Source organism: Paenibacillus sp. JT22N15 (assembly GCF_059383755.1).
On sequence record NZ_JBXENV010000003.1, the window covers coordinates 149,468 to 163,525 of the forward strand.

General features: G+C 49.3%; 11 protein-coding genes. 10 read left to right on the plus strand and 1 reads right to left on the minus strand.

Going from position 1 to position 14,058, the window contains the following annotated elements; genetic code table 11:
- Positions 1–164: 164 nt before the first annotated feature.
- From AC50X8_RS06810 to AC50X8_RS06855, 10 genes are all read left to right on the plus strand, one after another.
- Positions 165–1,604: an extracellular solute-binding protein gene (locus tag AC50X8_RS06810; RefSeq protein WP_494879131.1), complete on the plus strand. Its 1,440-nt coding sequence runs from the start codon at positions 165–167 to the stop codon at positions 1,602–1,604.
- Between the two features lie 159 nt (positions 1,605–1,763).
- A complete protein-coding gene (locus AC50X8_RS06815; RefSeq protein WP_494879132.1) occupies positions 1,764–3,401 on the plus strand; it encodes a serine/threonine protein kinase in 1,638 nt (545 codons plus the stop codon).
- Positions 3,402–3,674: 273 nt separating this feature from the next.
- On the plus strand, positions 3,675–5,231 hold the full coding sequence (locus tag AC50X8_RS06820) for an ABC-F family ATP-binding cassette domain-containing protein (protein ID WP_494879133.1): 1,557 nt from the start codon (positions 3,675–3,677) through the stop codon (positions 5,229–5,231).
- A gap of 259 nt (positions 5,232–5,490) precedes the next feature.
- Positions 5,491–6,189, plus strand: a complete 699-nt coding sequence (locus AC50X8_RS06825; RefSeq protein WP_046232574.1) for a response regulator transcription factor — start codon at positions 5,491–5,493, stop codon at positions 6,187–6,189.
- A complete protein-coding gene (locus AC50X8_RS06830; protein WP_056040715.1) occupies positions 6,186–7,541 on the plus strand; it encodes a HAMP domain-containing sensor histidine kinase in 1,356 nt (451 codons plus the stop codon). The genes AC50X8_RS06825 and AC50X8_RS06830 overlap by 4 nt, the downstream gene beginning before the upstream one ends.
- Before the next feature lie 17 nt (positions 7,542–7,558).
- On the plus strand, positions 7,559–8,419 hold the full coding sequence (locus tag AC50X8_RS06835) for a carbon-nitrogen hydrolase family protein (protein ID WP_494879134.1): 861 nt from the start codon (positions 7,559–7,561) through the stop codon (positions 8,417–8,419).
- Between the two features lie 27 nt (positions 8,420–8,446).
- Entirely contained in the window at positions 8,447–9,118 is a 672-nt protein-coding gene (locus AC50X8_RS06840) for a GNAT family N-acetyltransferase (protein ID WP_494879316.1), read from the plus strand.
- 33 nt (positions 9,119–9,151) lie between these two features.
- Positions 9,152–9,826, plus strand: a complete 675-nt coding sequence (locus AC50X8_RS06845; RefSeq protein WP_494879135.1) for a GNAT family N-acetyltransferase — start codon at positions 9,152–9,154, stop codon at positions 9,824–9,826.
- On the plus strand, positions 9,766–10,623 hold the full coding sequence (locus tag AC50X8_RS06850) for an MBL fold metallo-hydrolase (protein ID WP_494879136.1): 858 nt from the start codon (positions 9,766–9,768) through the stop codon (positions 10,621–10,623). Before AC50X8_RS06845 ends, AC50X8_RS06850 begins: the two co-directional genes overlap by 61 nt.
- 580 nt (positions 10,624–11,203) lie before the next feature.
- Positions 11,204–13,147, plus strand: a complete 1,944-nt coding sequence (locus tag AC50X8_RS06855; protein ID WP_494879317.1) for an endonuclease MutS2 — start codon at positions 11,204–11,206, stop codon at positions 13,145–13,147.
- 61 nt (positions 13,148–13,208) lie between these two features.
- Here AC50X8_RS06855 and AC50X8_RS06860 read toward each other — a convergent pair whose 3' ends face one another.
- The gene (locus tag AC50X8_RS06860) at positions 13,209–13,850 is read right to left on the minus strand and encodes a thiamine diphosphokinase (protein WP_494879318.1); all 642 of its coding nucleotides are present in this window, start codon (positions 13,848–13,850) and stop codon (positions 13,209–13,211) included.
- Positions 13,851–14,058 lie beyond the last annotated feature (208 nt).

Here is a 14,058-nt window from a genome sequence, read left to right on the forward strand (position 1 = left end):
TCCAAAACTATTGCGAGCCACTTGCTGCACGGCTTCGCAAACTATAATTACTAGGGTATTATACCAGAAAGTGGGTCATGTTGCCTATGAATTTTGTGAAGAGACAGATTCATCGCTGCGCGAAATCGGTTTTAACGGCGTTAGCATGCGGAGCAGCTTTGCTTATGGCATCGTGCCAACTGCTCGATGAGAGCGGGAGCACCCTGACTATGGAAGCGCCGCTTGCTTTAACCTGGACGGCCGTTCAGTACACAACGAGCCCTCCGTCTGATGTTGTGCTGGGGCATATTGAGGAAGCGACCAACACGAAGCTGTCCATTATATGGGTTCCTGATGCGATGAAGGAGGACAAGCTGAATATTGCGCTAGCCTCAGATGCGTTGACAAAAATCGTCACGATTCAGGACATTCGCAATTCTGCTTTTTTGAGTGCGGTTCGTGCCGGGACTTTTTGGGAAATCGGCCCCTATTTATCACAATTTTCGAATCTGAACGCGATGGACAAAACCATTTTGCAAAATACATCAATCGATAACAAAATATATGGCATTTATCGTGAGCGAGACTTGTCCCGGCAAGGCATCATTTACCGGAAAGACTGGCTCGACCAGCTGCAGCTGGAAACGCCGACAGATTTGGAAAGCCTATATAAAATGATGGAGGCATTCACGAAAAATGATCCTGATGGCAATGGCATAAATGATACCTATGGCCTAACGGATCGCAACGATTTGAAGTTTGGCGCTTTTCAAACGCTGGCCTCGTATTTTGGCGCGCCAAATGAGTGGGGCTGGATGGAGGGAAGTCTGCAGCCGGCATTTATGTTCAGCGCATACAAGGATACGATGAAATTTATGCGGAAGCTGTATGAGGAAAAATTGATGAATGAGCAGTTCGCAGTCACTAGCAAACAGCAGCAATGGGAGGAATTTTCGGAGGGGCGTGCGGGCGTTTATATCGGCAATATGGATGATGCCCGAAATTTATATAAGGCGCTCATTCAGCGCAACCCGAAGGCTGAGCTTGATTTGCTGAACCGGATCAACGGGCCTGACGGCAAGCCGCATGTATGGTCGCAGGCGGGGCATAACGGCATATTCGTATTCCCAAAATCGCAGGTGAAAAGCGAGGCTGAGCTGCTGCGTATTCTTGCCTTTTTTAATCGGCTTGCTGATCCTGAGCTTATTTATATGCTGAATTATGGCGTTGAAGGCATTCACTACAAGCTGGAGAATGGGGATATGGTTGAGCTGCTCTCCAATGAAAGCGAGCGATGGGAGCAGGAGGTGCGGCCGCTTATTTCGCTGATGGGGGTAAGGGCGCTTGCTATTCGGCCTCAGGGTGATCCGCTTAGGGAAAAAAGCGACCGTTTGACAGAGGAAAATCGCAGCTTTCTCGTTATTAACCCTGCAGCCTCGCTTGATTCTCCTACTGCTAACGAGCGTGGCGGCGAACTGAATATCATTATTCAAAATGCGACTAATTCCTTTATTCTCGGCTTGCTTGACGAGCAAGGCTTCAACAAGGAAGTACAGCGGTGGAAGCTGCTTGGCGGCGATCAGATTATTCAGGAGCTTAATGCGGGATATGCAGGAAGATCGTAATATTTGCTTAGTGAATAATGCTCAAATAGTCATTCATTTTTTTATGTTTGCATGTTATAATAGGCGTTAAAACTTAGGGAAAGCATCCCGGCTGTAAGACGAACGCCATTCGTCTGTCCAGCCGGGATTTTTTGCATTCATACGGAAAGGGTGGGATGAATGGGAAGAAGCGGAGCGGAGGTTGAACTCCCGCTATGGGAGACGGGTTCAATAATAGCGGATCGCTATGCAATTATTTCGGTGCTCGGCAAGGGTGGAATGGGCATCGTATATGCGGTGGAAGATCGAAAGCTGCAAGGCAAGCTGCGGGCCATTAAAATTACGCCTATATCTATAGAGGAGGTTGCGGGCGGGACTCATTCGTTTAACGCAGAGGCAGCCATGCTGGTGCGGTTAAATCATCCGAATCTCCCTCATATAGTGGATGCGTTTCCGATACATAAACAATCTGTCTATGCCGTTGTGATGGACTTCATTCATGGAGAAACGCTTGCAGCACAGTTTCAAAAACGACAGTGCCAAATAACACTGTTAGAGGTGACCCAGCTTGGACTTCAGTTGTGTTCGGCACTTAACTATCTGCACCGTCAAACGCCGCAAATGGTTCACCGGGATTTAAAACCATCTAATGTCATGATAGAGGATGGGAGCGGACATTTGCGCCTGATTGATTTTGGCATTGCAAGGCAGGTTAAGGCAAATGGCGGACAAGATACGGCAAAGCTTGGAACGCCGGGCTTTGCTGCTCCCGAACAGTACCAGGGCAGCGGCCGAAGCGATCCACGAACCGATGTATATGGGCTTGGCGCACTGCTCTATTATTTGGCGAGCGGGGGCGAGTACTATGAGCCCGTACCCGTTGTTCCACGCCTAGAGCCTCATTTCAAGTGGAAGGGGCGAATGAAGACAGAGGGCTCTGCCATGCTGGCTCATGTGCTTAGCCGGATGCTCGCCTATCGGCTTGAGGAGCGCATCGCAAATATGGAGCAAGTAGAGCGCGAACTGCTGGCTATCGTTCAACTGAGTGGCGATCATGTCCGTCTGTCATCGGGCTTCCCAGGCAGGCAAGGTCACATTAGCGCGGCAAATGGAATAACGATTGGCGTATGGCCATTGTCACCCGGAGCGGGGGCAACCTTTGCAGCTATTACATTAGCCAAGCTGCTTGGTCAAGGGGGATTGAGCTGTCTTGCAGCTGAATTTCCAAGTAATCGGCCGGAATGGCATGCGCTCCTGCCCTCCCAATATGCGAGTGGAAGGCAGGTCTTCCATCATTATTGGACTTGGCAGGAAGGCGTTATTCAATGGCTTGCCCAAAAACCTGCCCAAATAGAGCAAGAAACGTTCGACTTGGAAAAATGGGAGCTTTATTTGCATCAGCGGCATTATGATGTGAAAATTGTCGATGTTTCCAGCTTCAATGAGCCGGCAGCAGGCGAGTGGTTAACTCGGTGCCAGCTGGTCTGTATAGTCGCCGATCCTTTTCCGGCAAAATGGCAGCAGCCACAGCTGCGCCGCCTTCAAACGCTTCAGCAGAAGCTGAATGCTCAGGAAGGTCGTCTCGTATGGCTGGCGAATAAGGATAACCGCTTCGTGGAGCGGGAGCAATGGCTGCAATTACTGCCGGAGCGGCCACTAGCAGCGCTGCCTATGCTGCCAGCAGCTGAATGGCTTAAAGTGCTTTGGAGCGGCAAATGGGTGACGGAGGACAAACGGCTTTGCATGCCTGTAAAGCAGTCATTTGATCCGCTGCTTGTGTTAATTAGCCGAATGCTGAATAAGGGGAAAGGGAAATGAGGATGCCGAAGATGCCGAAGATGCTAGACAGTACCCTTCAAGAGACAAAATCCGCATTGATTTTTACACAATAGCGCAGCTCTTGTGGTACAATAGGTCGGGCATAAACATATATAAGCTTAAAAACGACAAGTATTGCGTACCGACACGAAGACCGAATAGGCTAGGTGTTGCGGGCGTTTTCATACGATGAGGCTTTGTTTGTCATACACCCAACACGGGAATGGAGCAAATCCTCGCGATAAACAAGTGCATGAATGGAGCTAAGTAGAAATGAGTTTATTAACAGTAGAGCAACTATCCCATACGTTTGGCGACCGCGTTTTGTTCAAAAACGTATCGTTCCGCCTGTTGGCTGGCGAGCATGTTGGCCTTGTAGGCGCTAACGGAACGGGAAAATCGACAATGATGAACATTTTGACCGGAAAGCTGCTGAAGGATGAAGGCAAAGTAGAATGGACACCACGCGTGCGCTATGGCTATCTAGATCAGCACACGAAATTAACGCCAGGCAAGACGATTCGCGATGTGCTGAAGGACGCATTTTTACCGATGCTGCTGCTGGAGCAGGAGCTGAATGATATTGCGCTGCAAATGGGCGATGCCGATCCGGATACGCTGGAGCAGTTGCTCGAGCGGATGGGCGAAATTCAGGAAGAGCTGGAAATTGGCGATTTCTATTTAATCGATGTCAAGGTCGATGAGATGGCGAATGGGCTAGGACTGAATGCGGTTGGGCTTGAACGCGACGTAACGGCTTTGAGCGGCGGACAGCGGACGAAAGTTTTGCTTGCCAAGCTGCTTCTAGAGAAGCCGACCGTCTTATTGCTCGATGAGCCTACGAACTATTTGGATGAAGAGCATATTAATTGGCTCACGAACTATCTGAAGTCGTACCCTTATGCGTTCGTCCTGATTTCCCATGATACGGGCTTTATGAACCAAGTGGTAGATATCATTTACCATCTGGAGTTTGCCAAGCTGACGCGTTATTCTGCCAACTATGAGAAATTCCTTGAGATGGCAGATATGAACAAAGCCCAGCATATTGATGCCTACGAGAAGCAGAAGGATTTTATCAAGAAGCAGGAAGACTTTATTTCGCGAAATAAAGCGCGTGCTTCGACTTCTGGACGGGCGAAGAGCCGTGAGAAGCAGCTTGACCGGATCGATCGTATTGACAAGCCGGAGGAAGCGGCTAAGCCGACCTTTGGTTTTAAAGAGGCCCGTACTAGCGGTAAAACGGTATTCGAGGCGGACGGTTTGTCCATTGGCTATAATAAGCCGCTGCTGCCTAAGATGAACATGCTCATTGAGCGCGGTGACAAAATTGCCATCGTAGGCTGCAATGGTGTGGGCAAATCAACGCTGCTCAAAACGATTCTCGGCGTTGTTCCGGCGCTAGACGGTAAAGTTTATCGCGGGGATTATTTGCATCCGGCCTATTTCGAACAGGAAGCCAAGGCGCCTACGATGACGCCGCTGGATGATGTATGGAATGAATTTTCGCATATGACGCAAAGTGAAGTTCGTGGAGCTCTTGCCCGTTGCGGCTTGAAAAATGAGCATATTACGCGGGCGCTCAACCAATTGAGCGGTGGCGAGCAGGCGAAGGTTCGCCTTTGCAAGCTAATGCTGCGCGAAAGCAACTGGATTTTGTTCGATGAGCCAACGAACCATTTGGATGTCATTGCAAAAGCCGAGTTGAAGCGCGCGCTTAGCGTATTCAAAGGCACCGTCGTTCTCGTATCCCACGAACCTGATTTTTACGAGGATTGGGTTACGAAAACTTGGGATGTCGAAAGCTGGTCCATGCAAACCCAAAATTAATCAAGTTGCAGCCTGAAATATAGGAAAGGATATGATTTTGCCATCCTTTCTCTATATTTCTCGGACTGAAACGTGCCGCGCCGCCAGAGGACGGCTTTCGGCCGTTTCACCTTGATCGTAATAACGCTTGAAGAAAACAAGCAAGCCGGACTGCAAGCGGCAGTAGTCCGGCTTGCTTGCATTTCAATTGAATATTCCTTTATGATGAGTACAAAACGGGTCCATGCAGACTATTTGCTAAGGTAGGTGAACGCTTAAGATGAAAGAACGTGTCCTGGTAGTAGAAGATGAAGCAGGCATATCCCGCATTTTACAGCTTGAGCTTGAGCATGAAGGATATACAGTAGGCACGGCTTTGGACGGACGGACAGGCTATGAAATGGCTTCGTCAGGGGAGTGGGAGCTTGTGCTGCTTGATGTCATGCTGCCGGAGCTTAACGGTATTGAGGTGCTGCGCCGTCTGAGACAGGCGGGCAATGCAGTTCCAGTCATATTGCTTACAGCGAGAGATACCGTTCCCGATAAAGTAAGCGGCTTTGAGCATGGAGCTAACGATTATATTACGAAGCCGTTTGCGATGGAGGAGCTGCTGGCGCGCGTTCGCAATATTTTGCGCATATTCCAGCAAAATCCGCGTGAATCCGAAGGCTCGGATATGATTAAGGTAGGCGATTTGACGATTGAATTGCGTACGCGCAAAGTTTTCCGCAAAGATATTATAATCGAGCTGACGCCGCGAGAATTTGAATTGCTCGTTTATTTGGTTGAGAACAAAAATGAAGAGAAATCCCGTGAGGATATTCTCTCCGAAGTATGGGGATATGATTTTATCGGCGAGACGAATCTGGTCGATGTGTATATCCGTTACTTGCGGCAAAAGCTGGACAAGGGCTACCGCCACAAGCTTATTCATACCGTTCGGGGTGTTGGTTATATGGTCAAGGAGCCTGACGCATGACGCTGCGTAAACGATTTACGCTCTTCACGATTTTCTGGCTCATTTTTATATTGATTTTGTTTAACATTTTCGTTTATTTTTATGTCATTAAAATTACGACAGAAAGCGAAGAGCGCGTCATCGCGAACAAAGTCAATCTCATGCTGGAAAATCCGCAAATCCAAAGCGGCAAAGGGCTTAACAATTCGGATTTGCTTAGTGAATATTATAATGTGAATGAAATGATTCGCATTGTGCAGCCAGATAGCAAGGTCGTCAATATTACAGGCTCGGACCCTGTGCTGCTGGGGCTTCCAGCAGCTTTCGACAGCCAGCATGATACCGGAATGATTTCGAAGGGCGGCGAACGTATTTTGTATATGCGCGTTCCCCTATACGATGGGACCGAAATCGTCGGCATGCTGGAAATTAACAGAGTACTTAACGAGCTGGACAATTATTTGCAAATTTTAGTGGCCGCTCTCACGGTAACAAGTGCGGGTGCGATTTTGTTTGCGATATTCGGTACGTATTGGTTTACGTCCAGACTGACAGCGCCCATCCAGCAAATGGTCACGACGATGCGAGAAATCGACCGAAGCGGGAAGCTGCGGGTTATTGAGACGACCAGCCACGAGGAATCCGCGGAGCTGCAGCAGCTGATCCGAGCTTTCAATCAGATGATTGAGCGGCTCGATCGTACGTTCGAGAAGCAGAAGCAGTTCGTGGCAGACGCATCTCATGAGCTCAAAACGCCGCTCACGGTCATTTCCAGCTACGCCAATATGCTTAAGCGCTGGGGGCGCGACGATGCCGCAGTGCGAGATGAAGCGATTGAAGCGATTGACCGAGAAGCGAAGCGGATGCAAAATTTGACCAAGTCCATGCTTACGCTTGCTGAAGCTGAGCAAGAGGATTGGTTGAAGCAGGAGCAGTTCGATGTCGTTCAGGCTATTGATGAGCTGGCAGGCATGCTGCAGACGACGTTTCATCGTCCGATTCGGATTAAAACAAGCTCGAAAATCATCAGAATGTATGGCGATAAAGAAAAAATTAAACAACTGTTCGTCATTTTGCTTGACAATGCCATAAAGTATAGTAAGGATTCGATTGATGTTTCGGTTAGCCAAGTGAAAACAATCGTCAAGATTGAAGTAAAGGATAGAGGCGTAGGTATTCCAGAGAGTGACCTGCCGCATTTGTTTGAACGTTTTTATCGGGTCGACGGTGCTAGAAGCCGTGCGACTGGCGGGGCTGGACTAGGTCTTTCCATTGCCAAACGAATTGTTGATTTGCATGATGGCAAGGTAGATGTATTCAGCCAGCAGGATATTGGCACGACGATTACATTGCAATTTAAACAACGAAAGTAACGGTAGGAGGGTCGGTTTTGAAATATAGAGTAGCGGCCGTTCAATACAAATTGGCCGACATCAGCTCATTTGAGCAATTCGCCAAGCAGGTCGCGCATTATGTGCGCAATGCCTCAGAATACGGCACACAGTTTCTGTTATTTCCTGAGTTTTTTACAACGCAGCTGTTGTCCATCAGCGACAGCAGCGGCACACCATTGGCTTTTGACAAACTCCCGAGTTTTACAGCTGCCTATGAAGAACTGTTCACCAAGCTGGCGGCGGAATACAATATGCACATTGTGGCAGGAACCCATGTTGTAGAAGCGGAAGGCGGCAAGCTTCGCAATGTTGCGCACCTGTTTCATCCGGATGGTAAGATCGACCGTCAGTCGAAAATCCATCTGACGCCAACGGAAGTGAGCGACTGGGCGATGTCGCCGGGAGAAGGGCTGGAAGTGTTCCAAACCCCATATGGCACGATTGCCATGTTAACCTGCTATGATATCGAATTTCCGGAAATCGTGCGGATGGCGAGGGCAAAAGGGGCGGACGTCATTTTTTGCCCATCCTGTACGGATGATCGCCATGGCTTTTATCGCGTTCGATATAGCGCTCATGCACGGACGATAGAAAATCAAGTATATGTGGTCACGACTGGTACAGTGGGCTCGCTGCGGAAGGTCGATTTTATGCGGGCCAACTTTGGGCAGGCGGCGATTTTGTCGCCAAACGATATCCCCTTTCCGCCGGGCGGCATTTTGGCAGAAGGAATCATTAATGATGATATGCTCGTTGTAGCTGATCTTGATTTGAAGCTGCTGGAAGATGTGCGTACCGCAGGCTCCGTTACGACATGGCGGGACCGTCGCACCGATCTTTATACCGATTGGTATTAAAGCTTTCCCTGGCAGAAGGGATGTGGCATTATTCGTAAGCAATTATATGTATATCATGAGGGCGTACCGGTAGAGGCAGTAATAAGACGATACACGGAGTTGGATTTTGAAGGGCTAATCGATGTGCAGCGCGAAAGCTTCCCGCCACCGTTTCCTGCGGAATTATGGTGGAGCAAGGAGCAGCTTGCCGAGCACGTTTCCCGGTTTCCCGAAGGAGCGCTTTGCGCTGAAGTTGGTGGCAGGCTTATCGGCTCGATGACAGGCCTTATCATTCATATGGACGATTACGGACATTCGCACAGCTGGGAAGCGATTACGGATAACGGTTTTATTCGCAATCATAACCGCAGCGGCGATACGCTTTATGTGGTAGATATTTGTGTAATTCCAGAGTACCGAAAGTCGGGCATTGGAAAATGGCTAATGCAGACGATGTATGAGACGGTCGTGCACCTGCAGCTTGAAAGGCTGCTTGGCGGCGGGCGGATGCCCGGCTATTATCGCTATGCAGAAGAAATAACACCGGAAAGTTATGTTAGCGGGGTCGTAGCTGGAATATACAGCGACCCTGTTCTTTCATTCCTGCTCCGCTGCGGCCGTACGCCGACAGGCATAGCGGCAAATTATTTGGAAGATGAGCAGTCCTGTGGCTATGCCGCACTGATGGAATGGCGCAATCCATTTTTTGCTGCTGATTAAATAACAACCGATACATAAGGAGAGGGATATTTTATGCTGTACCATCGAATTACCTCCATTGATGACCCTTATTTTGCTGAGCTGCATAAGCTGCTTCAAACGATTTTTCCGCCGGAGGAAGTGCTGGCTTATGAGCTGTGGAGAGAACCGCTTGAGGATGCTGGCATCCATGTTTATGTTGCGGTAGAAGATGGCAAAGTAGTAGGCTCCACCGAATATCGTTATTATCCTGAGCTGCGCGTAGCGATGACTGACTTCACTATTATCGGACAAGCGGGCAAGGGCATTGGCCGCTTCCTGCTGCGTGCTAGAGAAAAGGATTTGGCGCGTCTGGCTGAACAATCCGGTACAGAATCAATCGGCATGTTCGCGGAAATTTATAACCCCTATGAAACGAAGGAGCAGCATGCATTTGGCGGCGTAACGCCCATGAATCCATTTGTGCGCCGCGAAGTATTGTCGCATATTGGGTATAACCGATTGGATTTCCCATATGTGCATCCTTCTTGGGATCATGAGGGTCAAGCGGTAACAGGACTTCAGCTCAGCTTCCTGCCTGCGGATGAAAATATGGCATTATTGCCGGCTTCGCTCATCGTAACTTTCCTTGAAGGCTATTATGAGGCGCTGCCTAACAAGCCGCAAGCATGGCTGGATATGATCAATCAGTTGCGACAGCAGGAGCAGGTCGCGCTGCTGCCGCTATAATGCGTATTACCTTTCGTGGAACAGGCGATTCGATGGGCGTTCCGCGTGTTTATTGCAGCTGCGCTGTATGTGAAGAGGCGAGAAGCACGGGCATTAATCGCCGTTTGCGTTCACTCGTACAGCTTGATGGATTGGGTGCAGAGCCTGCAGGTGGAGCTGATGATCCGGTTTGGATTGACTGCGGTCCTGATTGGGGAAGGCAAATGGAAGCGGCTGGACTCAGGTTCGTCAGGCGGATTTTAATTACACATGCCCATTTTGACCATATTGGCGGTCTTGTGGAATGGGCCGACGCTTGCCGCTGGCTGAACGTCAAGGGCGAGGCTTTTGCAGCGGCTGAGGTGATTGGCGAAATTAATGCGCGTTTTCCTTGGCTGCAGCGGCAAATTGATTTTCATGCCATAGACGGCGGTAATCTGCGAATGGGCAATTGGGATATAACGAGCTGGCGAATCAATCATGGCAAAAATGGCTATGCTTATGCTTTTCGTTTTGATCATGCGGTCGAGAAACGTTCCTGGGCTTATTGCTCTGACGCGATTGGGCTAACAGACGAACAGCAGCAGCAGCTTTATGGCCTTAATCTGCTTGTGCTCGGAACAAGCTTTTATAAAGAGCCCTTCGCCTATGAAACCCGCTCTGTTTATGATGTAACGGAAGCACTGGAGCTGCTTCAACTTTGGCAGCCGAATCATACGATATTTACCCATATGTCTCATGACATTGATCTGAATAGCGATTATGGGCTTCCAACCTCTGTGCAATTTGCAAGGGCAGCACTTGAAGTGACGGTATAGCTAGGCCTAGACCAATGTAGCATAAGCAGCATGAAGTTTCTTGCAAACGCCGATAGGGTTGACAAGGAGCTTGTTTTTGAAGTAAGTTGAAGTTATATTTTGTTGGCTGGATGGTTCAGGAAGGGGTTTATTTTATGTTGACAGGTGTTCTTAACTCATAAATTGGATAGATCAGATCGCGCTTGATGGCGAATGGAGGCTTGCCGGCTGCTTTATGCAGTTCAGGCAGGTTTCTATGAACGTATCTTCAGCAGCGTTCTGATACCAAGAGTTAAGAACATGTGGACTCCGCCTGAATGCCATTCGGCAGCGGCCTGACCACCGTGCTCTTGCAGCACGGTTTTTTTGCGTTATTTGCGCTAATGACAACCGTTTTTGTGTGGCGGTTACGTTAGGCATGATTAATAATGCTTGGTTAGGTATAGCAGCCGATTGAAACAGGAATGGGACGCTCATGCGTTCTGTTCCTGTTTTTTTTGGTAAATAGGCTTTTATAGGTGCGCCAAACGGTTGATTTCGAATCATTCACGCCAACGAAATGGGAAATACAACCGAATTTAATGAGGAGCGATTGAAAATGATGCACGAAGCTACGCTAAAGCGTTTGGAATATGACAAATTGAAGGAACAATTGATCGGCTATACGGTTTCTCCAGCAGGGAAAATATTAGCGGAACGCCATCTGCCCAGTATAGAAATGAGACAGATTCAAGCATGGCTGTTGGAGACAGAGGAAGCTTCCGCCTTGCTGGCAGCGGGGGCAAGCGTTCCCTTATCCGCTATGGAGGGGATTGATCCTTTTCTGGCACTGCTTGGCAAAGGACGCATTTATGTTGAGCAGGAGCTGGAGCAATTGCAGACATGGCTCGCTTCTGTCATGCAAATGCGCAGATACATGGCGAGCAAACGGGCAATTGCCCCGATCATTGCCAGCTATGCAGATTCCATGCATGATTGCCCGCAGCTGCGCGAAGAGCTGAGCCGCTGTATTCGCTACGGAAGCCTCACCGATCAGGCAAGCGCTTCGCTCGCGGAAATTAGGAGGCATCGCTACGCTGTCGAGGACAAAATCAGTCGTAAAATGGAAGCTTCGCTTTCCAAATACAAAGCAGCCTTGCAGGAGCCGATAGTGAGCAAGCGGAGCGGCCGGCTTGTTATCGCAGTAAAGCGCGAGCTGCGCAAGCAGGTACCGGGTACGGTGTGGGATGAATCGGCCAGTGGGCAAACCTTATTCATAGAACCGGTTGATGTAGCCGATTTGCAGGTCGAGCTGCGGCAGTGGGAGGCGGAGGAGGAACGCGAACGCACCGTTATTTTATCGGGTTTATCCGATCTGGCTGATGCGCACGAAGCTGAGCTAAGACTTAATTTAGAGGCGATGGCCTCCTTCGATTTCATTATGGCGCGCGGCAAGCTTTCGCGTTCCTACGATGGGAAATCGTTTCAATTAACCGATGAACCTCTCATCTCTTTATCGCAGGCTCGTCATCCATTGCTTGGCCCGTCGGCAGTTCCACTGGATGTGGAGCTTGGTACGAGCTGGAGTCAGCTCATTATAACAGGGCCCAATACTGGCGGGAAAACAGCAACACTAAAAACAATCGGCCTGCTTGCACTGCTCGCTCAGTCAGGACTGCTTGTTCCAGCAAAGGAAGGGAGCCGATTCGGCATTTTCCGCACGATTATTGCCGATTTAGGAGATGGGCAAAGCTTGGAGCAATCTTTGAGCACCTTCTCCTCGCATATCCGGGTGCTCAGAGAAATGCTGGAATCTGCCGAACCGCGCTCCTTGCTGCTGCTGGATGAGCTGGCGGCAGGCACCGATCCCGGAGAAGGCATAGCGCTATCTATTGCCGTGCTGGAGGAGCTTCACCAGAAGAGAGCTTTAACAGCGGCAACGACACATTTTAATGAGATTAAGCAATATGCTTCCCGTACGAGGGGCTGCATGAACGCGCGGATGGCTTTTGATCCGCAGACGCTGCTTCCGCTGTATCAATTGATCATTGGGGAGGCAGGCGAAAGCCAAGCCTTCGCCATTGCCCGCCGTTACGGTTTACCGGAGCGGGTTATGCAGCGTGCGGAGCAGCTCGCAGTTAACCGCCAGCAGGTAACAATGTTAAACCCAGATGCTGCAACCGTGCATGCCGAAGATAGTAGCGAAGCTCATACGGAGATTGATGTCAAAAATAGCAGCAAAAAACAAGAGGGCGCCGGTAAAAGCGCCTTGCAGCCCTTTCAAGCGGGCGATGCGGTATGGATTTATCCGCTCAAGCGCCTGGGTATCGTTTTTCGTCCGGCTGATGCCCGTGGAGAAGTCATTGTTCAGGTGCAGGGCCGCAAGCTGGCCTTTAACCGAAAGCGGCTCAAGCTGTCGATCAGCAGGGAGGAGCTTTATCCTGGGGAAGATTATGATATGAGCATCGTCTTCGATTCCAAGGAGAATCGCAAGCTTCGCAAACAGCTGAGCCGCAAGCATGTGGAAGGGCTGGTCATCGAGATGGAGCCAGAGGCTTTTGAATAATGTTCGTGCTTTTAGTTCCTCATTGTTTAATGTTTAATGTTTAATGTTTAATGTTTAATGTTTAATCGCGGCTTTGAATAATGAGCAGCAGCCCAGTATCAATCGTAATGCTGCCTTCCGTCTCCGTCAGTATATTGCTAATGCCAAGGGATTGGCCAATTTGCAAGTTTGCTTTATGCAGAGGATACTGAAAGCCAGTTAACGTAATGCCGGAAACAGCAGAAGACAAGGGCAGCAGGGAAACATTCGCATACAGCCCTTTCTGTATTATTCGTTTAGAGGAAGTAACAGTAATACAGTTATGTTGGTCGATAATACAGGCGGGGATACCCCGCTGTTCGGCGAGCACCAGCAGCTGTACATTCGATAACGAATGGTCAAAGCGGGTGCCTAAAGCACCCAGTAAAATAATTTCATCTGGATTTTGCTCCAGCGCATAATGCAAAGCCATTTCTGTATCCGTATAGTCTTTATAAATCGGATCACAAGTGATGAGCTCCGTGCTGGCGGAACGTATTTGCTCCAGCTGCTCGTCAGTGACCGAATCAAAATCGCCGATTGCGAGCTGTGGGGAATATCCCTGCTCCACCAAAAATAGTGCGCCGCGGTCTGCGCCAATGCGGAAGGCATCCTGCTTCAGATGAGGCAGTGCCCAAGTTCCAAGCTCGCCGCCTGAGCAAATGACTATTCGTTGTGGCATAATCGCTTCCTTCTTTCTTTATCACTTTTGTAGCTTTGCCGCCAAATGACGGCGACAGCCGTTTCACCTTGTAGCTTGTCGCTTTTGCTAGTATATAGCTACTTTGAGCAGGAACACCAGCAGCAGACGGAAAATCGGCAGAGATTTGGCGAAATATGTCGTTGCTTTACGAAAGCGGCGGGGCTAAAATGGGAAAGGACATACCGTCTGA

What these genes read in the sequence shown, in the direction of transcription:
- AC50X8_RS06810 (WP_494879131.1), top strand. Translation starts at nt 165, where the DNA reads ATGGCATCGTGCCAACTGCTCGATGAGAGCGGGAGCACCCTGACTATG.
- AC50X8_RS06820 (WP_494879133.1), top strand. Translation starts at nt 3,675, where the DNA reads ATGAGTTTATTAACAGTAGAGCAACTATCCCATACGTTTGGCGACCGC.
- AC50X8_RS06815 (WP_494879132.1), top strand. Translation starts at nt 1,764, where the DNA reads ATGGGAAGAAGCGGAGCGGAGGTTGAACTCCCGCTATGGGAGACGGGT.
- AC50X8_RS06830 (WP_056040715.1), top strand. Translation starts at nt 6,186, where the DNA reads ATGACGCTGCGTAAACGATTTACGCTCTTCACGATTTTCTGGCTCATT.
- AC50X8_RS06825 (WP_046232574.1), top strand. Translation starts at nt 5,491, where the DNA reads ATGAAAGAACGTGTCCTGGTAGTAGAAGATGAAGCAGGCATATCCCGC.
- AC50X8_RS06855 (WP_494879317.1), top strand. Translation starts at nt 11,204, where the DNA reads ATGCACGAAGCTACGCTAAAGCGTTTGGAATATGACAAATTGAAGGAA.
- AC50X8_RS06850 (WP_494879136.1), top strand. Translation starts at nt 9,766, where the DNA reads ATGGCTGGATATGATCAATCAGTTGCGACAGCAGGAGCAGGTCGCGCT.
- AC50X8_RS06845 (WP_494879135.1), top strand. Translation starts at nt 9,152, where the DNA reads ATGCTGTACCATCGAATTACCTCCATTGATGACCCTTATTTTGCTGAG.